We start from the raw sequence: 21,690 nt of genomic DNA, 5'->3' as shown, positions 1-21,690 counted from the left end.
GCCCGCTTGGCGGGGGGGCGGGTATATGTGTAAAAGACACTGTGGTGCAACACACGGCGGGGCCCACGCCGGGGGCCGCCAAAACGGGGCCCGCCCACGCCTACAACATCAAGAGCCACCGGGAAGAAGAGCGCCGGTGGGTGGAGCAGGCCGAGAGCGCCTATGCACGCTTCGTCGCCGGTTGGAACCCGCGAGGCCCGAGAAAGGCGCGCACGGATGCCGCAAACGAGGTGCGACGATAGAAGCTGCGCGGCAGGGCTCTCACCTCGGACCCTGCTCTTCGCCACGCGGTCGTCCGTGCGCGACAGGAGAATAGCGCAGATTTATCAAAAAGGCTCTTGTCGATCACAGGCCTTGGTGGTGCGGTGTTCGATGCCGTTTGTGGCGCAGGGATACTCGAAGCGCTCGCCGTTTACGATGGCCTCCTTGATGAGGGGAACGGCCGACCCTCCTGCACCAGGCGTGGTGAACTGGATGCCATTGTCGGTAAGCACGGTATGGATCTTGTGGGGGACGGCCGCGATCAGGCGCAGCAGAAAGTCTCTGGAGATGGCGGTGGTAGCCTTCTCGTGCAGTTCGACGAAGGCGAACTTCGAGGTGCGGTCGATAGCGACGAACATGTGCAGCTTGCCTTGCTCGGTGCGTACCTCGGCAACGTCGATGTGGACGTTGCCGATCGGGTAGCCCCTGAACTTCTTCTTCGCCGGCCTGTCGCCCTCGACATCGGGCAGACGGCCAATGCCATGGCGCTGCAGGCAGCGGTGCAATGGAGATCGCGTCAGGTTCGGAATCGTCGGCTGCAGAGCATAGAGGCAGTCGTCGAGCGGCAGCCGCGTGTAGCGCCGGAAAGCGACGATGACCGGCCTCCTCCTCGACCGAAAGAATCGTCGACCGCGGCTCTTTCGGCCCCGTCGGAAGGTCAGCTGTTGAGGTCCGCTCCCGCCACTTCGCGACCCTCTTCTGGTTAATCCCGTAGCGCTTGGCCAGGGCTCTCAGGCTCTCTTGACTATGTTGTATCGCTCGACGGACCGCCTCTGTCGTCGTGGCGCTCCCATGAAGAACCTGGCCCATAGCGCAAAGGATGCCCCGTCAAAGCCTGGGATCAAACAGCTAGAGCACGTCCTGTTTAATCCGGTTCATATCCTGCGGCTTTGAAGTAGTTGGCACATTCGACTGGGGTGAAGAGGTCGACGACCGTGCCGACCGCGTCCCACAAAGCCTTGATGGTTCTCTCGGCGTTTGCTCGCAGCAGCGTCGGTCCCGGCTTGCCCGCGACGGTTTTGGCCGGATGGGACTTGCATCCCCGAGCAATCATCGGCTTGGCATGAGGTACTCCCATACAGGTGTAGCACGGCGGTAGCGAGGCCGCTCGCGAGCGCGCCCTCAATAGCGCCGTAGACGCTTATATGCGGGCGCTCTCGTCAAGCCATGTCGTTGTGATGCGTCAACTTCCGCAAAGGGTCGTGCTGGGGAGGGTATCTACCCCCCTTTCTTCGACCGCAACGACCATCCCTTCGTCCCCGACCTCACGGCTCGGGGAAGCGCCGCGCGCAAACGCAGTCAAGGCTGGGCCCGTCAGGCCACCGCCGAAGGCGTCGCGCAGCGGCCTTGACGGCGCGAGCACGGCGCTAGGCTACGCGGTTGGGGGGGAACGAAGGGACTCAGCCGCCCTTCGCATCACAGCCTTGTTGCCTTCGTGCTATCGCGCCATCATCACTGCGCCACCATTGACCGCGCCGGTCCTCGCGCCGCGCCCGGTTTCAGACCACGACGAGCGATGCGTATGTTTCTTTCTCTCACCGACGAAGCGCATGATTGAACAGGGGGTCGCCTGTTACACCTTATATTCGTTCCGGCCTTGGGCCGATCACCAAAAGCTGCTTGCTGCAGGGCGCTCCGGGCGGGGGCGGCTCTTTCTATGGGACGTGCCGCGCATGCGGCCTAGCATCTAAGCGGCACACCCCCATCCCGGCACGCTCGACGTCCATGGGCGTCGGCGTCCGCTTCGAGGAGCGGGGGCTACGCGAGCACCGCGCCCTCGGGAACCCGATCCTCTTTCAGATAGCGCCACAACGCCACCATCAGCTTGCGGGCGAGGGCGACGATGCCGATGCGGCGCACCCGTCTGCCGCCGCCGGCAAAGCGCTTTCGCCACCAGCGCGCCAGGGCGCTGTCGGGCTGATGAAGGCCACATCCAGGCGCATTCGATCGCTAACGTTCGCGCCCGCCGATTGCCGACCTTGCTGAACGGCTGGTCGCCGTGCATGTCGCCGCTGTCCCACGGCCACGGTGTCAGCCCGAAGGCGCCACCGACCTGGCGGCGGTTGGCGAAGTCGAGCCAGAACGCCTCGTGCATCAGCCCGCTGGCGAAGACCTCGCCGAGCCCCTTGAGGCGTTTCAGCTTGCAGGCCTTGGCGGCCAACGGGGTATCGGCCATCAGCGCGGTACGTAGCGCCGCCTCGACCGCCTTGATTTGGCGCTCGACCACGGCAAGCCGTTCGCCCTCGCGGCGGATCTCCTCCAGCAGTGCTGTGCCCAGTATCCGGCCATCGCCGGTGCGCGCGTCAGCGAGCCGATCCAACCAATTGCGCGCCCCGAGTTTGACGGCCGTTATGCCCTGGGCCGCCAGCAAGCCTTTGATGCGGTTGCGGTGGGCGGTGCGCTCGTTCACCATCCATGGCGACGAGACCACGGTCCAGGTGCTGAAGGAAATGGGCAGAGAGGCCGCCAGCATCTCGTACATGTGGGCATACCGGAGCGGCCACGACAGTGACGAGCCGATCGTGTTGCTCGATTATCAGCCGGGTCGCGGCCAGATACACCCGCAGACCTTCTTGGGCGATTACCACGGCATCGTTATGAGCGACGGTTATTCCGCCTGGCGCACGCTGGAGGGAGCAACGCATATTGGATGCATGGCCCATTCGAGGCGGCGCTTCGTCGATGCCCTAAAGGCGAGGAAGAAAGGCGGCGGCCCGCCGGAACAGGCGCTCCGGTTCTTCGAACAGCTCTACCGGGTTGAAAGGCAGGCGCGGAACGAAATCCCCGATGACGGCGAAACGCGAGATCACTGCATTCGCCGCTTCCGCCAGCAACATAGTGTCCCCATCCTCCATGCTCTCAAGGCATGGCTCGACGACATCGCCCCAAAAGTCTTGCCGGACAGCAAGCTCGGCGACGCCGTCTCCTACACCCTGAACCAATGGGGATACCTGACTCGTTACACCGAGGACGGCAGCATGCCGATCGACAATAATCTTCTTGAGCGTGACATCAGAATCTTTGCCACTGGCCGGAAAAGTTTGCTGTTCAGCGATACCGTCGACGGAGCCAGGGCCAGCGCCGTCATCTACAGCCTGATGTTGACCTGCCGCGCCTGTGGCGTCGAGCCGTTAGCGTGGCTGCGCCACGTCCTCACTGAACTACCTCAGCGCCCCGAGAACGCAGTCATCGAGGATCTGCTGCCCTTCAACTTCGCCAAAGCAACAGCAGCCTGATCAGACCAGATACCGTTCCCGATTCGGAGGCCATCCGTCGAAAGCGCTCGCGTCAACGTGCAGCGAAAATAGCGCTTACGTTGATCTGGAAAAGCCGGGCGACCCGGTCTCCAGGCAGAAGCATACCCACTGTCCAGCGGCGGCGACCGAGATCGAGCGCCATGTAGATCGTCGGCACCTTCGAGGTGTCGTCTTCTCTGATTGCCATTTCCTTCCTGCATGCCATGTGACTCCTCCCTCGCGGTTCGGGTTTTGAGGAGATAGTGTCCTGAAGGTTCTGCAAAAAGTTTTGGAGAGAGAACGGCGCTTGCTCTGAGGGGCGAGCGGCCATGGCACGATGGTGACGTTGCAATCACCGATTCCCGTGGAAGGGGAAGTGCCATGACCAATCGAGAAGTTAGACTGAGCAGAGGCGAGTTGAAAGCGTTGCTGTTGTCGGATGAGGACGGCTTTCGCCAGGCATTGCAGACTGTCGTGCAGGAGGTTCTTGAAGCCGAGATGACGGAGGCGATCGGGGCCGAGAAAGGCGAGCGGACGACGGAACGGATTGGCTACCGGTCCGGCTATTACGAGCCCAAGCTGGTGACGCGGGTTGGGGTGCTGGAGCTTCGCGTTCCGCAGGATCGGGCCGGCCGGTTCTCGACGGAGTTGTTTGAGCGCTACCAGCTTTCGGAGAAGGCATTGGTGTCGGCACTGGTGGAGATGTACGTGCGGGGCGTCTCGACCCGCAAGGTGAAGGCGGTGACGGAGGAATTGTGCGGCCACTCCTTCTCGGCCTCGACGGTGAGCGAGGCGACGACGCGGCTGGATGAGGCGCTGAAGGCGTTCTTTGAGCAGCGGCTCACGGAAAGCTATCCGTATCTCATTTTGGACGCGCGCTACGAGCGGGCTCGCGAGGCGGGCGTGATCGCCAGCCAGGCGGTGCTGGTGGCGATCGGCGTGGATTGGGAGGGCCGGCGCCAGGTTCTGGGCGTTGAAGCTGGCCAACCGGGAGAGCCATTCGAGCTGGCGCGAGTTCCTGACGGGGCTCAAGACTCGCGGGCTCGCCGGCGTCGAGTTCGTCGTCTCCGACGACCATCCGGGGCTCAGGGCGGCAATCCGCGAAGTGCTGCCCGAAGCGGTCTGGCAGCGCTGCTACGTGCACTTCCTCAGAAACGCGCTCGACTACGTGCCGCGCAAGGTCGACGACGATTGCCTCATGGAGCTCAGATGGTTCTACGACCGGCGCGACCTTGCCGAGGTCAAGCGCGACCTGGCGCAGTGGATCGCCAAATGGCAGGCCAAATACCCGAAGCTGGTCAACTGGGTGGAGGACAATATCGAGGAGACGCTGAGCTTCTATCGGCTGCCGCTTGCCCATCATAAGCACATGAAATCGACCAACATGCTGGAGCGGCTGAACCAGGAGATCAAACGGCGCACCCTGGTCGTCCGCATCTTCCCCAACCCGCGGAGTTGCCTGCGGCTGGTTCGGGCGTTGGCGGTGGAGATCCACGAGAACTGGCTCGAGGCGACCCGCTATCTGAACATGGATCAACTGCGCGAGCACAAGAAGGAGAGCCTGAGGGCCTTGGCCGCCTGAGCACCGTCATGTGTCCGCCGCTCCGCTAAACACGGGGGCTGCGCGACGGACACCCCCGACGTCACCGCGATGCCACGCCATTTTTGCAGAACTTGACGCACACAACTTTGAGGATCGCCTCATGATACCAGACACCACGAGGTGGACGTCGCATAGCTTCTATGGGGGAGCGGCGAGGGTGTGGCCGTGCTGGATGGCGAGTTCCTTGAGTGGAGGTTCGTTCGCTGTATGCTGCTCGGATGGCCTGCGTCATCGCGGCGCTTATCCTTCAATGAAGGATCCGCTTGACTGATCCCCCATAGTCCGGAAAGACACCTAATTTAAACAGAGCTTCATATAACTTTATCGAATGTTTGTGAACGCGGCCAATTGACAATGGTATGTTCCGCAAAGTCTGAAGTCCGGCCCGGCTAAGTGCCGAACTGCGCAGGGACCGACGCACAGCATGCAACGTGGGAGTCAACAGGCCAATGGCGCGAAGAGCACTCATCCTAATTGAAGGCACCGGCGCCTCTAATATGCCGCGCTTCGTCCAAGCGGCCCAGCGTCTTCTCCTTCATCCTATTACTCTGTCGATTGATTCAACCGATTACGACTATCTTGCAGCGGAAGGTATTGAGGCAATCCGGGCCGAGACAAACAACCTCGATGCGCTAATCCGCGAATGTTCTCGGCTACGTTTGACGTATGACATTGCTGGCATTACGAGCCCCACGGAATCGTTCTACGCGACGGCTGGCAAGCTCTGCGAGTATTTCGACCTACCAGGACCGAATCCCACATCCATTGAACAATGCTGTGACAAATTCACCCAACGTCAACTCCTCGCGAAGGCTGGCGTTCCAATACCTGCCTATCGCTTGGCAGCGAATGCGGTGGACGTAAAAAACTCCGCTGCGGAGATCGGGCTGCCGGTCATTCTTAAGCCAGCCGTAGGCTACGGTAGCTTGGGTGTTCGATTGTGCCGCGGCTTCGATGAGTTGGCGGAACATACGAACTACCTGTTGGGTGGGCAGCACATTTGGCCGTCATCGCCCAGGATACTGGTCGAAGAATTCGCACAGGGCCCCCATTATGGCGCCTATATAATGGGAAATGAGGTCATTGGGATTAGCACCGCTGACTTCGGTCCACCACCGCATTTCGTTTATCGTGAGTTCACTTTTCCGGCCCTCCTGACTGATGACGAGCAGGAGCGTATCACCAATGTTTCGCTGAGCTGTTTGCGAGCCCTCGGTCTTGGTTGGGGGCCAACCAGCATCGAACTCCGGTGGACCAAGCGTGGCCCAGTCGTCATCGAAGTCAATCCCCGTCTTGGTGGCGTGCCCGATCCTCAACTGTTTCAGGCGGCTTACGGCGTCGATCTGATCACCGAGCACATCAAGGGCGTTGTCGGCGAGGAATGGGATTTGCGCAGAAAGCATTCGATGAGTGCGGCAGCGCGGATCCTAGTTGCCGATCGCGATGGCACCCTCGATTGGATCAATGGCGGCGATCGTGCGGCTGCCGTGCCAGGTGTCGCCGATGTTAAATTATACGTTGAACCCAAGGCGCCGATCGTCAGGCAGGGCGATTACCGGGACTGGATCGGCCATGTTGTGGCAACTTCCCCCAACGTTGCTCAGACTAAGGCGATACTTCAGCATGCCGTCGACGTAATCGGTTGGTCAATCACGCCATTTCCGACCCTTGGCGAAGGGGAACAACCTGAGCCCCGCACCGCGCTGGGAGTGCCACATGCGAGGTGATCTTTACTGGACATTGTAGCGATGGAGCGCCGACGTTGAGCATCACCAGCCTGCCATGACCGCCCCCTCTCGGCGAATTTGCAGAACTTGACGCACACAACTCAAAGAACGGCTCGGACGAACGTCCCGGATGGGTGAGCGAACGCTGCGGCGCCTGCTCATCATTGCATCCAGCGCCGTGGTTCGCTGGGCCAAACGCAAAGGCGCGCCATCCGGCTCGTGGGTTCATAGAATGCTGGCGCGCAAGCCACCGATGCTAGTGATTGTGGCGCTGGCCAACAAGACCGCGCGCATCGCATGGGCTCTGATGACGAAGGGGGGAATCTACCGAGCTCCGACCGTCGCCGCCTGAGTGCGGGAAGCGGTCGAGGCTGTCGGGAGGGCGTGAGAAGGTCGAAGGACAGGTATGGCGCAACGGTCAACGAGACGGGATCAGGAAAACCAGATCATGGATACGCGCCTTGAGCGCGCCAGGTTGAATTGGACCCGATCCGCGAACTCCCGTACTGGCCCGCGGCCATGAGAAGGCCGCAATGAGAGGCCGAACACATGGCAGCACCCTAACACGCGCAGCAGCCTGCACCAAAGATTCTTCGTCGTCTCGCCCCTCCTGGCTCTGCCGATCCAGCGGATCGCGCTCGATATCCCGACACCGAACCGCGCCGCCGCTTGCCGCGCCGACATGCCCTCGTCCGAAGCCTTCAAAACCCGCGACCGAAAATCCACGCTCAATGCTTTTCCCATCGTCAACCTCCATCGAGGTGGACGTTGAATCAGCACAAAACGCAGCCGTCACATCACAATCGATTCATCGATCACAGGACGTGCTCTAAGTCACGGCCGACTCATCATCGGGGTTCGCATGGAACTGCGCTCAGCAGCTCGCGCGTCGAAGCTGATCGAGAACCCAACCTATGCGAAATGCTGCTTCCTCAGCTACGCCAGGCCCATGTGAAGCCCCATTGTGGCCGCCTACGTCCGCGTGCGAAAGACAAGCTCGGGATCGTGATCGGCGGCGCAGGACCGACGCTGCGCCACGTAGCGAGCGGGCTGGTAATGGAGCACCTGGCCGTCATCGATCGCGTTGTCGACATACGTCGGCGGAAGCGGCCGATCGACACTGAGGTTGTAGTAGGGGTCGTAGCTGCGCAGGTACTGATACTCGTGTCCTATATGGGGATCGCCGTACTCCGCCGTTTCCTGTATGGCATACGGCATCGTGAAGTCCATCTCAGTATCTACGATGTCAGTGAGTGGAACCTCTGCGACCACGGCGCAGAACAAGTCGGGCCGCAAGGCGGCCGTGGCCAGCACCACGCCCCCGCCAGCGCTCTTACCCCAAATGACAATGCCGTTACGCGTGGCGAATCCCTGCTCAACGAGCCCCTCGGCAGCGCCGATCAGATCGGTGTGGGTAACAAGTTTCCGATCACGTGTCGCCACTTCGTGCCATGGGCGGCCGAGCTCGCCGCCCCCTCGTATGTGCACGATACCGAAAGCGATTCCACGATCGATCAGGCCCAAGCGGGAACTGATGAAATTCGGCCAACTCGGCATGCCATAACAGCCGTATACATACAACAATACCGGCCCGGGGCTTGCACGATCGCGACGCGCGACCAGCGAGATCGGGATCTCAGCCCCGTCTTCCGCCTTCGCCGTAACGACGGACGCAACGTACTGATCCGGGTCATATTCCGGAATCCGGGACTGATGTAGGATTGCCGATTGGTCATCGGCGAAATCATGCTCAATGAATGTTTCCGGCGTCACAAACGAGCTGACCGAGTAAGTCAGCTTCGAGCCTCGGAACGCATGCCGTGCGGCCGAATAATGACGACCGCCTGCCGACAAGCCCACGGTGAGCGTACAACTGGGCTGATCAGGAAAGATCCTTGCCCTAACCCTACCACTTCGGTCACGTGAGACCAGGCGAGGACGAAGACCTTCTCGCTCCAGGACAACCAAGTGCTGCTCGAGGACGTGGACCTCCTCGAGGGTCACCCCGGCTTGATGTGGAACGACTTCCTCCCAGCGCGAACGTGACGGGTCACTTATCGGCGCCCGCACGAGACGCCAGTACGGTCCATTGTCGTTCACGCGGAACAGGAACGTGTCCTGCCAGTGCTCGGCAAAAATCTCGTATCCGAGTTCGCGCGCCAAGATCCGGCGCCACTGCCCCCCAGGCTCGTCAGCAGGAAGGCACCACACCTCTGCAGCGCCTCGCTGAACGAAGGCCGAACAGTGCGATGTCGTAAGTACGTCGAGGAACAACCAGTCGCCGCTGTCAGAACGCCGAACCAGTACCTCAAGTCGCTCGTTGGCCTCCTCGAAGATTACCTGAGAGTCGCTTACCTTGACGTCCAACCGGACAATCTGATCATGTCGCCGCCGGTCACTCCGTTCCAGGTGTGAAAAAAAACGTCCGATTGTCGGCGGCCCAGACGGCCCAACCGCCGCGACGCGGCTCACGCCAGACGGTCGCGGCCGTCAGTCGTGTCCCGAACTCTCAACTCGTAGCGCTCGTCACCGATGAGATCAAAGCTAAACGCGATGTAACGCCCGTCATCGCTCGGTTCGAAGACACCGAGGCCCCGGAAATTGCATTCGGGTCGAGAACAAGCTCGGCCGAGCCTCCGGGCACGGGCCGGCGCCACCACGCCGGATGAGGCAGTCCCGGCTCGTGTCTTTGGAAGTACTCGAAAGGCCCAACTTGGAACGCGGGCGGGGCGCCCTCGCAAGGCTGACACCCTTCGATCTCGGCAATGAGTTCCGCCTTGAGCCCTGCCATGTGCGCTGTCGCTTGCTCCGCGTAACTGTTCTCGGCTTCCAGATACGCGCGAACGTCAGGGTTCTCCCGGTCGCGGAGCCAGCCATACCAATCCATCGTGACGTCGTCATGAAGGACCCGAATCCGTGGCTCGGCACGAGGAAGCGGTGGTTGCGGGCGCTCGTCTCGCATCATATCGCCCCAACGTGAACACAAGGGTATTTTACTGCGACTGTTCGCGAGCAATATTGTTTGCGCATCAATGTTCCTCCTAGAGAATAGCGTGAAAACCGTCTATCGAGCGATGGTGCCGTGATTGCCATCTTTTCTCCCCCCAACGATGGCAGCACCGCGTGCGGTACGCGCCAAAGCCGCTGCAACGCAACCGCCGATGCTGAACTTCGCCAGCCACCGCGCGACCACATGTTCCGACCTCACTTCGGAATACCCGCAGCGCCGGAATGGCGTGCCGAGACGGGCCTGATCCTGCCCCGATACCAATTCTGTCGGAGGCTCCTGCTGCCAAGCGGTGGATGCGCACTAGGATCGAACCTCGTCCTGCATCAGCCACGCCAACATATGGGGCATGAGTTGGCTCAAGTTGTGCCCGAAGTGGGGAAAAAGCTCCAAGCTCGAATTCGGGATCTGGGTCTGCAGCCACTCGGAGTGACGCCGCGCCGCCTGGAGATCATCGAGGCCATGAAAGATCCTGGTAGGTACCGTTATTGATGCCAATTCAAAGCCCCATGGCTGCACCCATGATTGAACATCATCAACGTAGGCATCTTCTTCCGAATAGGCAGATTTAGGCAACGCCAGCTGTTGAGTGATCTTGTCTCTTAAGGGGGCCAGTAAGCGCGCAATGCGACGATCATTTTCAGAATACAACTGTTTCTCAACTTCAGGATCGCGCAATTTGTAGGGCACACGGCGGTAGAATTCGCGGGATGCCTGTGGACCTTTTCGCGCCTCAAGGATCTCCTCGCGCATAAGGGGCGAAGGACCGTCGGCGTAGTCGAACCCCCCCGAACCATAGTTTGGGCCATTGCCGGCACTACACACAGCCCGCGAAATGCGCTTGGGTAGCAGCGCTGCGGTAGCAAGCGCGAGCATTCCACCTCCAGAATGGCCGTACACCGCTGCAGTGTCGACTGATAAGTCATCAAGGATGGCCTCCACGACCGGGGCGATGTCGCGGACCTTACGCCCGGGCTCCGGGGTTGAGCCCCCGTAGCCTTGACGATCGAACGCAACGAGGCGACAGAAGATTGCGCCGCTGGCTATGTAGTTCACAACCTGGCCAAGCCCAGTGCTGGGGGTCCCATGGATCCCGACAACGACAGGAACGTCAGGCGGCCCAACCTCATAGGCGCGGACGGTCCTGTCTTGCGACATTTGGACTTCGAAGACGCGCGGGGTCAGATATTTCTCGATGAAAGATGGTTCCTTCTGAACTTCTACAAACGATGCAGCCGCGGATGGATCCGTCTGGAAGGATGGATGGGTATAGTGTGGTCTTTTCAAGATCGTGTTTCCTCACAATATGGTAGAGAGCAGCCCGCCTTGCTCCTGCTCCGGGTTCAAGGATGCTTTCTGTCACAACCGATGATTACTTTCAAAGATTCCCACGGTTTTACCGTGCCTCTCTGGGAGAGTGAGATGTGTTGACTGCAGCTCTGGACGATGGACACGTACGCGCGCGCACCAAACGGGGCAGCCGACTGCAAATTATCGCAGTTGCAGGGCCGTCCCGGATATTGCGATAAATTATGCTGTGCGACTATCTTGATCATTACACCCGCTCCTGCTGGGCAGCCTACGCTCGACGCCTGAGCAAGTCTGAACAGTGCTGCGCCGGCGTTCACAGTGCTAGCCAGCATGCAGACATGTGCTGCGGCCCGACTTCGACGGCCGGCGGCTCGTCTTGCCGGCAGCGGTCGAAGGCCAGCGGGCAACGCGTATGGAAACGGCAGCCTTTCGGCACATGGGCGGCACTTGGAACCTCGCCCTGCAGGGCCGGCAACTCGACGCAACCTGCATTGGCGCCAACCTGCGGTGTGGCGTTACGCAAGGCGACGGTATACGGATGGCGAGGTTTGAATGTGATCTCGTCGGCAGTGCCGATCTCGACCAATTTTCCAAGATACAGGACGGCAATTCTGTCGGCGATCAACCAGGCGAGAGGCAAGTCGTGGGTGATAAACAGCAGCGCCATGTTGTGCTTGGAGCGCAGGTCAACCAGGACTTGGAGAATCTGTGCGCGTATGGAGACATCGAGCATCGAGACAGGTTCGTCAGCAACGATCAGCTCCGGCCTGACAGCAAGTGCTCCAGCAATCACGACGCGCTGGCGCTGCCCCCCAGACAGCTCGTGGGGGAAGCGAGCGAGGAAGTCATCGGGAGGATTGAGTCCGGCGGCCGCAAGGGCTTTGCTCACCCTCGCGGTAAGTTGGGTGTTATTTTCAACGAGCCTCAGAGAACGCAATGGCTCCGCCACAATATCGAACACGGTGTGTCGCGGGTTGAGTGCCTGATACGCGTCCTGGAAGATCATCTGCACGCGATGCCGGTAGGGACGCAAGGCCGAGGAGCCTTGAACCGACGTCATGTCGCGGCCTTCGAATAACATTCTGCCGCCTGTCGGCTGGGCAAGCTTGCTGATGACGCGGCCCACGGTCGTTTTGCCGCTTCCAGACTCCCCGACCAAGGCGACGATCTCACCCCGTCCGATGTTGAGGTCGATCCCATCCACCGCGCGCACGGCGCCAGCAGGTCGGCCTAGGACATGGTCGAACAGTCCACCCTGGACAGGAAAACGGACCTGCAGGCTCTCAAGGCGCAGGATGTCGGCGGTGTCAGGCATGGACTGCAACCTTGTCTTCTTGCGAGGACCGGTGAAGGTGACAGGCGACGCGTCCCCGCCCGACCTTATCGAGGCTGGGGACTTCGGTCGCACAAACCCCCATGGCCGACGGGCAACGTGGATGGAAAGCGCAGCCTGAGGGTCGATTCACCAGGTTGGGCGGATCACCTGGTATTGGCCGGATCATCTTTTTGCCATTCGCCGGGTTCGGGATCGAGTCGATCAGCAGTCTGGTGTACGGGTGCTTAGGTTGGGCGAAGATCTCAGCAACTGTTCCGTCCTCGACGATGCGGCCGGAATACATGATCATCACGCGATCACAACACTCAGCCACTACAGAAAGGTCGTGCGTGATCAAGATCAGGGCAAGGCTAATCCGAGATCGCAGTTCACCCAGCAACTTCAGAATTTGAGCCTGTGTTATGACATCAAGCGCCGTGGTAGGTTCGTCACCGATGATGACTGAGGGGCGACACGCGAGTGCCATGGCAATCATCACCCTTTGGCGCATGCCGCCCGAGAGCTCGTGGGGATAGGCGCGCCCACGATCCGCCGGAATGCCGACGAGTTCGAGCAGTTCCCTTGCCCGCGCAGTCGCCTCGCCCCGCGACATACCGAGCTTCAGCATACACGGCTCAGCGATCTGCTTGATGATGCGGTGTACCGGATTGAGTGCATTCATCGCGCCCTGGAAGACGACGGACGTTTCGCTCCAGCGATGTGGCCGCATCGCCACATCGTCATCTATCGGCAGTCGCTCTCCGCGATAACGGACCTCGCCGCCCTCGCTGACCCTTGCATTGGGCGATAGCAGACCCGCGATCGCCATCGCGGTCGTGGTCTTCCCACTGCCCGATTCTCCGACGAGACCAACGGCCTCTCCGGCTCTGAGCGAGAAGCTCACGCGGTCGATCGCACGCGATGAAACGCCCTTGAGCCCGTAGTCAACAGAAAGGCCCTTAACTTCCAGAAGCGGAGGCTTTTCCTCGGAGAAGTTTGTCATGGAATAACCCTTCGCCGTGGATTGAAGGTGTCATCAAGGGCGTTACCAATCAGGACGAAGCTCAGCGAAACCGAAAGCACGCACGCTCCGGGGGCGCCGAGGTACCACCAGGCTCCAGCACTGGCCGCACCGGCGCGCTGAGCGAGCGAAAGCAAAGTGCCCCATGAAGGCTGCAACGGATCGCCAAGCCCGAGGAACGAGAGCGACGTCTCGACATAGATTGCGCCGGCGACGACCAGGGCACCATTCGCTGCGATTTGCGGCACGAGATTGGGCAGGATGTGCCTAACCATGATGCTGAAATTGCTGCTGCCCACAACGCGTGCGCGATCAATGAATGTTCGCTCCTTAAGCGACAGTGTCTGGCTGCGAACGATGCGTGCGACAAACGACCAGCTTGTCATGCCGATAACGACAAGGATCACGAAAAGAGAAGGACGGAAGCCGAGGAAATCTCCGCCGCGCCCGATCACCTCGAGAACCACGGGTGTGATGACCAGCGCCAGCACGAAGGACGGCATGACAAAAAAGAAGTCCGTCAAGCGCATCAGCCAGACGTCAACCCTGCCACCGTAGTAGCCCGCGGTCATACCGATCGTAGTGCCGACGACCAGGCTGATCACGGTCGCCAGCAGCGCAATCGTAAGAGAGATCCGTGCGCCATGGACGACCAGATTGAGCACGTCCCGCCCGACTTCGTCCGTGCCGAGTAGATGCCCGCCTGATGGGGGTACGAGGAAATCGCCGGTTGCATTGATCGCAGTCTGAAGCGGCCCTACCAGAATATTCGGGACCGCTGCCACAACAAGAAAGAATACCAGACATACGAGGCCTACCTGAGCGCCGCCGTAGCTGAGAAATTGACGCAGAAAGCCCTTTATCGCGCGCCGCCGGCCCCGCGGCGAATTTCGAACTATACTTTCACTCATTGCCGTACTCGCGGATCAAGAATGCCGTAAGCAAGATCGGCTACGAGGTTTGCGAGAACAATCGAGGCACCAAGCAACAGGAATATCCCTTGAAGGACTGGGTAATCCCGCGCATTGAGCGCCTCTACCGTCAGCCCACCGATCCCCGGCCAAGCGAAGACGGTTTCAATAGTAATGGCACCTGCTACCACGTAGCCGAGATTGAGGGTAATCAAGGTCACGACCGGCAGCATCGCATTGCGAAATGCATGACGCAGCAGCATCTGACCATTGGTCAGCCCTTTCGCCCGTGCAGTAACCATGTAGTCCTCAGTGATGACGTCGCTCATTGCAGCACGAGCCACCACAACGTATTGACCGATTAACCCAAGGGCTAGCGCGGTAACTGGGAGCGCGAGATGCCGCAGATAATCAAGCGTCCAGTCAAGGGAACCGATGTTAGCCCCGGGTGAGTATGCACCATAGCCTGGAAGCCAGCCCAACTTCGTGCTGAAGACCACCACAAGGATCATGCCCACCCAGAACGAGGGCGTTGAATAGAGCAGCAGAGAGGCAACCGTGGCGACCTTGTCGAAGGCTCCTCCTCGGCGCCAGCCCGCATAGATCCCTAGCATCACCCCAATAACAATTGCAATTAACTGAGCAATCCCGACCAAGATGATAGTGGCTGGCAAGCGCTTCAAAATCAGGTCGGCGACATGCCTGCCCCTGAATTTGAAGCTGTAGCCCAAATCGCCCCGGACAGTTGCCGACAGGTAGTCGACCAACTGGTCCGGAAACAGGGGCCGATCGAGGCCCCAATTCTGGCGCTGCGCCTCGATCTGCTCAGCGGTTGCGCTGATACGCCCACCGCCAAGCAAAAGCTTGGCGGGATCACCTGGAATGACCCGGAACAGGATGAAGTTCAGGATCGCCACCATCAGAAGCGTCACAATCGCCCTGATGAGGATGCGTCCGATATGCCGGCTCGCCCCGCCTCCGTTCACGGCGCAGCTACGGGCTTCAGGCGATCAAACGGGAAATAGCCCCACATCGACACCGCATCCTCCGTACCCCAACTGACGAAACAATCCTTGCGATGAGCATCGAGCAAGAAGGGATAGCACAGCATGATATACGGCGCTTCGGTGTAAATGAGGCGCGCCGCCTGATCGACTAGTTCCTGGCTTTTCTTGAGGTCGACAGTGACTTCGACTTCAGACAGGAGCGCGTCGAATTTATCACTCTTCCAATACGATGTGTTGTGAATGCCTATTTCCTTTGCGCTGCCCAAGCTGAGCAGGTCGTGAGCCGATGGACCCAGCCAGCCTGCGCTGATGAGCAGATCCCACCCGCCGCCGCCATCCGCCGGAGCTGCAGTGCGGGCGTTGAGCGCGCCGGAATCGAGCTGAGTCACGGTGACAGGTATGCCAATTTGCTCGAGCCAGCCCGCGATAAGCTGCATGGCCGCGGTCGGCATTTCAAGGACACCCGACGAGGTCCCTGTGATCAGCTCCAGCTGGAACGGGTTTCCCTCCCGGTCCTCACGGAGACCGTCGCCGTTGGTATCCCGATAGCCGGCGGCATCAAGCCGCCGCTCTGCCTCAGCAAGGTCGAAACGACGCCTGATTTCGCTCAGATCCGAGTAGTAATCGGCCGCCACCGGCATTGCGAGTCCAACCCCCGGGTCGGCGTGCCCGCGGAAAGCCCGATCGACAATCGTCTTCTGGTCGATTGCGTAGCCTATCGCATCGCGAAACGCCGGATCCTGCAGCGCCTTGGTGCTGCCTGCCCCCTTCCCAGACGACGTGTTGAAGGCCAGGTAATTCCGCTGCTCGACGCGCGATTCCCCTACTGCGATGGCAGGATCATTCGACAGTTCCTCCCACTGGGCAGCAGTTAAGCTCATTCCGTAATCGAGATCGCCACTCTTCAACCCCTGAGCGATAGGATCGGCAGTACTGAAGAAGCGGTAGGTCATGCCGGCCGTCGCCGGTCGCCCCGCGCGGAAGTACTTGTTAGGCGCGAGACTGGCAAACTGTCCGGGTTGAAATTCTGAAACGATCATAGGCCCGGTTCCGACCAGCGGCGGCTTGTTTTGGAAGGTGCTACGGGCTTCGGCGTAAGATACGTTCTTCCAGATGTGCTCGGGAACCATCAATGTGAAATTATCGACAGGCCAACGAGTGGGGCTCTTGGTCACGATTTGCAGAGTCTCGTCATCCAGTGCCGTGATGGACTCGATGTTCTCCAAGCCACCCGTATTATTATAGCCAACGTTTAGTTCGTCCGGCTTGCCTATGGATCCCCTCAAATAATTATAAGTGAACGCTGCGTCCCGGGCCGTCGCAGGCTGGCCGTCGGACCACTTCATGCTAGGCCAAATCTTGAATGTCCACGTGAGATTGTTTTTGGCGACGGACCATGATTTGGCAAATCCCCTCCGATCGTCGTGGCGCTGGGCGTCCACGCCGACCAGGGCGTCATAGGTGAAGTACAGGGGCCAGGACGAACTCCAAGTGGCAAAGGGATTCATCGTGTCGGGTGCGGCAATTCCGGCGATACGCACGATGCCATCGGCGCAAGATGAGCCGGCAAGCGCCTCCAAATTCATGACCCAAGGTGCAGCCGATGCCAAAAGCATTGCTTTCGCTAAGGCGCGGCGACTGAGCGACCACTTGTTCATAGTTTCTCCCCTCAAATATATGTGTCTAATCGCATTTGGAACAGGCTGGCGACGCAACACGCGTGTCATCCCTGAACCAAAAAGCGGCGGTACCCCTGGAGCGCTTCCATTAAAGTTGCCGTTGCTTGATCTCACAAGGATGGTTTTTATATTGCAACAATCTGGAATCCAGATAGTTGCCCGTCGTTGCGAGGCCAAAGTGGGTGCCCCCTGCGGGCCTGCACCACCCGTAGGCGGCGGGAGGGGGTAGCTGGTCAATTGTGCGTTTGAGAGTCTAGCAAGATCTTATTCGCCCTCTCCGCAAATCGTAAGCGCTGTTGGGGGACCACCTTTCGGGAGTGGTCGTGATCTGTGAGGTTGCCGGTTCTGCATTGGGATCGGAGATCGGCTTGTGTCTGGACTTGACCTTACGCTTGACCCGGATCGGCAGCCTCGGCGTTTCGAGGTGATCAACGGTGCCGGCGGTCGGCGTCATTGGTCGGTGGATGACAAGGCGCGGATCATTGCGGAGACGCTGGAGCCGAACGCAGTCGTTTCCGAGGTCGCCCGCCGGTATGGCCTCAGGCCGCAGCAGGTCTTCGCCTGGCGCCGCGAAGCGCGCAAACAGGCCGCTTCGGTGCAGCAAGATTCTCCTGCCTTCGTGCCGGCGGTTGTGGCGGCGGCGGAACCTGTAGCCAGCCGTTCACCGAAGCAGCAGAAACGGCAAGCCACTCGAGACGCCGGAGTGATCGAGCTTGAGATCGACGGCATTGTGATGCGGGTCGGCCGGGGCGCCGATTCCAAGACGGTGGGCGCAGTGATCCGCGCGCTGAAGGCGACGTCGTGATCGGGCCGACGGGTGCGGTCAAGGTCATGGTGGCGACGAAGCCGGTCGACTTCCGCAAGGGCGCGGAGGGGCTGGCGGCGCTGGTGCGAGAGACGATGGGGGCCGATCCGTTCAGCGGGGCCGTCTACGTCTTTCGGGCGAAGCGGACTGACCGGATCAAGCTGATCTTCTGGGATGGCACCGGGGTCTGCCTCTATGCCAAGCGTTTGGAGGATGGGGAGTTCCGCTGGCCGAAAGTGCATGACGGCATGATGCGGCTACCGGCCGCGCAGCTCTCGGCGCTACTCGAAGGGCTTGACTGGCGGCGTGTCCACGAGGCGCGCCGGACCCGCGTTCCAGCCCAGGCCGGCTGACCCGCGACGAAGTGAATCAGCCCGGATTCCGCTGTCGCGGCCTGTCGGCGAATATGGTCTGATCCGGTCATGGCGATGACGGCTGACCAGCTTCCCGACGATCCGGACGCGCTGAAGGCGATGGTCCTGGCGCGCGACGTCGAGAACGCCCGGCTGATCCAGATCATCAAGGAATTGCAGCGCCACCGCTTCGGCCGGCGTGCCGAGACGCTGCCCGAAGACCAGCTTCTGCTGGGGCTTGAGGAAGCCGAACAGATCGAGGCGGCCGGTGAGGAAGAGCAGGCACAGACCGCTCTTGGCGAACGTCAGGCGCGTGTCGCAAAGCGCCGAGCGAATCGGGGCGCGCTGCCGGCACACCTTCCTCGCGTGGAGATGGTCGTCGACATCGAGGATCAAGCCTGCCCGTGCTGCCGCAATGGTCTGCATCGCATCGGCGAGGACGTGAGCGAGCGGCTCGACATCGTGCCGGCGCAGCTGCGTGTGATCGTCGTGCGGCGGCCCAAATATGCCTGCCGCGCCTGTGAGGATGTGGTCGTTCAGGCTCCGGCACCCGCCCGGCTGATCGAGGGCGGTCTTCCGACCGAGGCGACGGTTGCCCAGGTCCTGGTCTCCAAATACGCCGATCATCTGCCGCTCTATCGTCAGGGGCAGATCTACGCCCGGCAGGGCGTCAATCTCGATCGCTCCACGCTCGCCGACTGGGTCGGCCGCGCCGCCTGGCACCTGCGTCCGGTGCATGAGCGGCTGCTTGGCAAGCTGAAGGCGTCGCCGAAGCTCTTTGCTGACGAAACCACCGCGCCGGTGCTCGATCCGGGCCGCGGCAAGACCAAGACCGGGCAGCTCTGGGCCTATGCGCGCGACGATCGGCCATGGCAGGGAGCCGACCCGCCGGGCGCCGCCTATGTCTATGCGCCCGACCGGAAGGCCGAGCGTCCGATCGCTCATCTCGCAGGCTTCAGCGGAATCCTGCAGGTCGACGGCTATGGCGGCTATCGTGCGCTGGCCGACCAGAGCGGCGTGACGCTCGCTTTCTGCTGGGCGCACGTTCGCCGGCGGTTCTATGAATTGGCCGCCGCTGGCCCCGCGCCGATCGCCAGCGAGGCGCTGAGACGGATCGCCGAGCTCTACAGAATAGAGGACGATATCCGCGGCCGATCGGCTGATGAGCGTCGCGCGATGCGTCAGGAAAATAGCCGCGCTATTGTCGCCAATCTTGAACCCTGGCTGCGTGAAAAGCTCGGCCTGATCAGCCAGAAGACAAAGCTCGCCGAGGCGATCCGCTACACGCTCTCGCGCTGGCAAGGCCTCTCGCACTTCCTTGACGACGGCCGCATCGAGATCGACAGCAACACAGTCGAACGCTCAATCCGCCCGATCGCGCTCAACCGCAAGAACGCGCTCTTCGCTGGCTCGGACGGCGGCGCCGAACACTGGGCAGTCATTGCGTCGCTGATCGAGACCTGCAAACTCAATGGCGTCGAGCCACTCGGCTATCTCGCCGACGTACTCACCAGGATCGTCAACAGCCATCCGAACAGCCGGATCGACGACCTGCTGCCCTGGGCCTACATCCGGGCGCCCGAGCTAAAGGCCGTGGCCCACCGCTTACCGCAAATCTTGACAGTGTGCTGTTCAAACGGGCGGTGGAGATCGGCGGACACGCCGCTGGTGAGCAGGTTTTTGAGACTGCGGAAGCGATCCGATCTATAGGCTGGAAATCGCGCAATGGATGATTTGCCGCATTCCGCACCTCAAGATCCACGTGCCGTGGCAAAACTCTTAGGACTCCGCTTTGTTTTTTTGCAGACGGCTGCATGGAGACGCAGGAGGATCGTAGCGGGTCAGACGCTGAATGACGAACTGTCCAGCGTGCGGAGAACCCCGAGGATCCCCACAAGATTCGGATCGATTCCACCGGAGGGCCTCATCGCTCAGGGGACGGCTGGGGTATACGCGCTCTCGCCATCGAAAGATGTCCCAGGCGGCTTTCGATGGCATATGCCGCCGCAAGAACGGCCGTGTCTGAATACCGCGCACCCACCAACTGAAGCCCAACGGGAAGTCCCTGATCATCCAATCCCGATGGAAGCGACGCTGCAGGTTGTTGCGTTAGATTGAAGGGGTAGGTGAAGGGAGTCCAATCGACCCACTCCTTGTAAACATCACTTGGTACATTTTGACCGGCCGCGAATGGTGCGATGGGCATTGTTGGTGTAACCAGGAGGTCGTAGTCTTCATGGAACTTCGCCATAAGAGCGGAAAGCTCGAAACGCATAGCCTCAGCTTCCTGAAACTCAGCAAGCGTGATCTTCATGCCGCGTTCGGCACCTTCCAGAAAGCCGGGATCTAAAAGCTGCCTTTGCTTTTTGTCCATCCGCGACACGATCCGGGCGGCACCGGCGAACCAGAATGTGGCGAATATCTCTACAGGATCTGCGAACCCCGGATTGATTTCGACTACCTCCGCCCCAAGAGCTCGAAGTTGATCAACCGCCTTATCGGTGACTTTTTTGATATCGTGAGCCACTTTTACGTACCCAAGGTCTTGACTATAGCCTATTCGGCGGCCCTTGAGTAATTTTGCTGGATCGACCTCAAGACCGGGATAAGGAGGGCCCGCATAACCGTCGCGAGCGTCCTTTCGTGCGATGACATTCATCATTAGGATCGCATCGGCCACTGTACGCGTCATCGGCCCCAAATGAGACAGTGCGGTCATGGCGCTAGCAGGCCATTGCGGAACAATGCCGAAGGTCGGCTTAAAGCCGAACGTGCCTGTGAAGCTCGCTGGTATGCGAATTGATCCCCCTCCGTCGCTACCTTGATGAAGAAAGCCAAGATTGAGGGCCGCCGCGACTGCTGCACCTCCCGAGGACCCGCCTGGAGTCAGGTCAGGATTCCATGGGTTGCGGGTGATCCCGTAGAGTGGACTATCGGTAACACCTTTCCAGCCAAACTCCGGAGTGGTTGTCTTGCCAAGGATAACGGCACCGGCTTCGCGAAGGCGCGCTGTGACGGGCGCGTCGTCTGTCCAAGGTCCTTCGGCGTTACTAGACAGTGATCCGCGCCTTGTGGGCCAGCCCCGCGTCAAGGTGAGATCTTTGATTGTGGCCGGAATGCCATCAAGTAGTCCCTCTGGCTCCCCCTTCATCCATCGCCCCTCCGAAGCTCGGGCAACAGACCTCGCCTGTTGGTGGTCGACGATGCAAAATGCGTTCAACGTCGGGTTGTTGGCATCGATGCGGCTCAGACAGTCATCGACGACCTCAAGGGGCGAAATCTGCCGCCTTCGATATAGCTCTAAGCACTCGCATGCCGTCATACAGTCAGGGGATGTTCGCAATGTATGAATAACCCGTTATTCTAGAATCTACTTGTTTGTCTCAGGCCGAATGCCACCTACAGTTCTACACGTCCGGCCTTGTTCTTGCCCGAATAGCCGCTCCCAACATAG

The 21,690-nt window shown here is 60.4% G+C and carries 13 protein-coding genes and 8 pseudogenes; 7 read left to right on the top strand and 14 right to left on the bottom strand.

The window, feature by feature from the left end; translation table 11 throughout:
* Positions 1–353: 353 nt before the first annotated feature.
* From NKI49_RS27935 to NKI49_RS27925, 3 genes and pseudogenes are all read right to left on the bottom strand, one after another.
* Positions 354–1,071 (bottom strand): annotated as a pseudogene (locus NKI49_RS27935) (DDE-type integrase/transposase/recombinase); the annotation flags it as partial.
* Positions 1,072–1,126: 55 nt separating this feature from the next.
* Positions 1,127–1,252: pseudogene (locus NKI49_RS27930) on the bottom strand (IS630 family transposase); the annotation flags it as partial.
* Positions 1,253–1,948: 696 nt separating this feature from the next.
* Complete coding sequence (locus NKI49_RS27925; RefSeq protein WP_352695843.1) at positions 1,949–2,437, bottom strand: transposase; 489 nt, start codon at positions 2,435–2,437, stop codon at positions 1,949–1,951.
* Positions 2,438–2,672: 235 nt separating this feature from the next.
* On the opposite strand from NKI49_RS27925, the pseudogene tnpC (NKI49_RS27920) reads away from it, so the two are divergent.
* Positions 2,673–3,497, top strand: a pseudogene (tnpC, locus tag NKI49_RS27920) (IS66 family transposase); the annotation flags it as partial.
* A gap of 52 nt (positions 3,498–3,549) precedes the next feature.
* Here the strand turns inward: tnpC (NKI49_RS27920) and NKI49_RS27915 are convergent.
* Positions 3,550–3,705, bottom strand: a complete 156-nt coding sequence (locus tag NKI49_RS27915; RefSeq protein ID WP_352606618.1) for a hypothetical protein — start codon at positions 3,703–3,705, stop codon at positions 3,550–3,552.
* Between the two features lie 173 nt (positions 3,706–3,878).
* Here NKI49_RS27915 and NKI49_RS27910 point away from each other — a divergent pair.
* The 3 genes and pseudogenes from NKI49_RS27910 to NKI49_RS33500 form a co-directional block, all read left to right on the top strand.
* Positions 3,879–5,079 (top strand): annotated as a pseudogene (locus NKI49_RS27910) (IS256 family transposase).
* A gap of 470 nt (positions 5,080–5,549) precedes the next feature.
* Positions 5,550–6,827, top strand: a complete 1,278-nt coding sequence (locus tag NKI49_RS27905) for an ATP-grasp domain-containing protein (protein ID WP_352606620.1) — start codon at positions 5,550–5,552, stop codon at positions 6,825–6,827.
* A gap of 229 nt (positions 6,828–7,056) precedes the next feature.
* Positions 7,057–7,179 (top strand): annotated as a pseudogene (locus NKI49_RS33500) (IS110 family transposase); the annotation flags it as partial.
* Between the two features lie 242 nt (positions 7,180–7,421).
* Here NKI49_RS33500 and NKI49_RS27895 read toward each other — a convergent pair.
* The 9 genes and pseudogenes from NKI49_RS27895 to NKI49_RS27855 form a co-directional block, all read right to left on the bottom strand.
* A pseudogene (locus tag NKI49_RS27895) lies at positions 7,422–7,571 on the bottom strand (helix-turn-helix domain-containing protein); the annotation flags it as partial.
* Between the two features lie 228 nt (positions 7,572–7,799).
* The gene (locus NKI49_RS27890; protein WP_352606622.1) at positions 7,800–9,299 is read right to left on the bottom strand and encodes a prolyl oligopeptidase family serine peptidase; all 1,500 of its coding nucleotides are present in this window, start codon (positions 9,297–9,299) and stop codon (positions 7,800–7,802) included.
* Positions 9,296–9,714: pseudogene (locus tag NKI49_RS27885) on the bottom strand (hypothetical protein). Before NKI49_RS27885 ends, NKI49_RS27890 begins: the two are co-directional and overlap by 4 nt.
* A gap of 423 nt (positions 9,715–10,137) precedes the next feature.
* The gene (locus NKI49_RS27880) at positions 10,138–11,121 is read right to left on the bottom strand and encodes an alpha/beta fold hydrolase (protein ID WP_352606624.1); all 984 of its coding nucleotides are present in this window, start codon (positions 11,119–11,121) and stop codon (positions 10,138–10,140) included.
* Positions 11,122–11,458: 337 nt separating this feature from the next.
* Positions 11,459–12,460, bottom strand: coding sequence for an ABC transporter ATP-binding protein (locus NKI49_RS27875; RefSeq protein WP_352606625.1), 1,002 nt, complete (start codon positions 12,458–12,460; stop codon positions 11,459–11,461).
* On the bottom strand, positions 12,453–13,463 hold the full coding sequence (locus NKI49_RS27870; protein ID WP_352606627.1) for an ABC transporter ATP-binding protein: 1,011 nt from the start codon (positions 13,461–13,463) through the stop codon (positions 12,453–12,455). Before NKI49_RS27870 ends, NKI49_RS27875 begins: the two co-directional genes overlap by 8 nt.
* Entirely contained in the window at positions 13,460–14,392 is a 933-nt protein-coding gene (locus NKI49_RS27865; protein WP_352606629.1) for an ABC transporter permease, read from the bottom strand. The genes NKI49_RS27870 and NKI49_RS27865 overlap by 4 nt, the downstream gene beginning before the upstream one ends.
* Positions 14,389–15,378: an ABC transporter permease gene (locus NKI49_RS27860; RefSeq protein WP_352606631.1), complete on the bottom strand. Its 990-nt coding sequence runs from the start codon at positions 15,376–15,378 to the stop codon at positions 14,389–14,391. The genes NKI49_RS27865 and NKI49_RS27860 overlap by 4 nt, the downstream gene beginning before the upstream one ends.
* Complete coding sequence (locus NKI49_RS27855) at positions 15,375–17,057, bottom strand: ABC transporter substrate-binding protein (RefSeq protein WP_352606633.1); 1,683 nt, start codon at positions 17,055–17,057, stop codon at positions 15,375–15,377. Before NKI49_RS27855 ends, NKI49_RS27860 begins: the two co-directional genes overlap by 4 nt.
* Before the next feature lie 445 nt (positions 17,058–17,502).
* On the opposite strand from NKI49_RS27855, the gene tnpA reads away from it, so the two are divergent.
* The 3 genes and pseudogenes from tnpA to tnpC (NKI49_RS27840) form a co-directional block, all read left to right on the top strand.
* Positions 17,503–17,883: an IS66-like element accessory protein TnpA gene (tnpA, locus tag NKI49_RS27850; protein ID WP_352606635.1), complete on the top strand. Its 381-nt coding sequence runs from the start codon at positions 17,503–17,505 to the stop codon at positions 17,881–17,883.
* On the top strand, positions 17,880–18,236 hold the full coding sequence (gene tnpB, locus NKI49_RS27845; protein WP_352606637.1) for an IS66 family insertion sequence element accessory protein TnpB: 357 nt from the start codon (positions 17,880–17,882) through the stop codon (positions 18,234–18,236). The genes tnpA and tnpB overlap by 4 nt, the downstream gene beginning before the upstream one ends.
* Before the next feature lie 69 nt (positions 18,237–18,305).
* Positions 18,306–19,835 (top strand): annotated as a pseudogene (tnpC, locus tag NKI49_RS27840) (IS66 family transposase); the annotation flags it as partial.
* A gap of 325 nt (positions 19,836–20,160) precedes the next feature.
* Here tnpC (NKI49_RS27840) and NKI49_RS27835 read toward each other — a convergent pair.
* Positions 20,161–21,579 (bottom strand): amidase, encoded by a 1,419-nt coding sequence (locus NKI49_RS27835; protein ID WP_352606639.1) that lies wholly within the window; start codon positions 21,577–21,579, stop codon positions 20,161–20,163.
* Positions 21,580–21,690 lie beyond the last annotated feature (111 nt).

It is taken from the genome of Mesorhizobium sp. M0587 (genome assembly GCF_040320945.1).
Lineage (GTDB): Bacteria > Pseudomonadota > Alphaproteobacteria > Rhizobiales > Rhizobiaceae > Mesorhizobium.
Note: the sequence above shows the minus strand (reverse complement) of the source record. Positions and strands in the feature narration are given on the sequence as shown.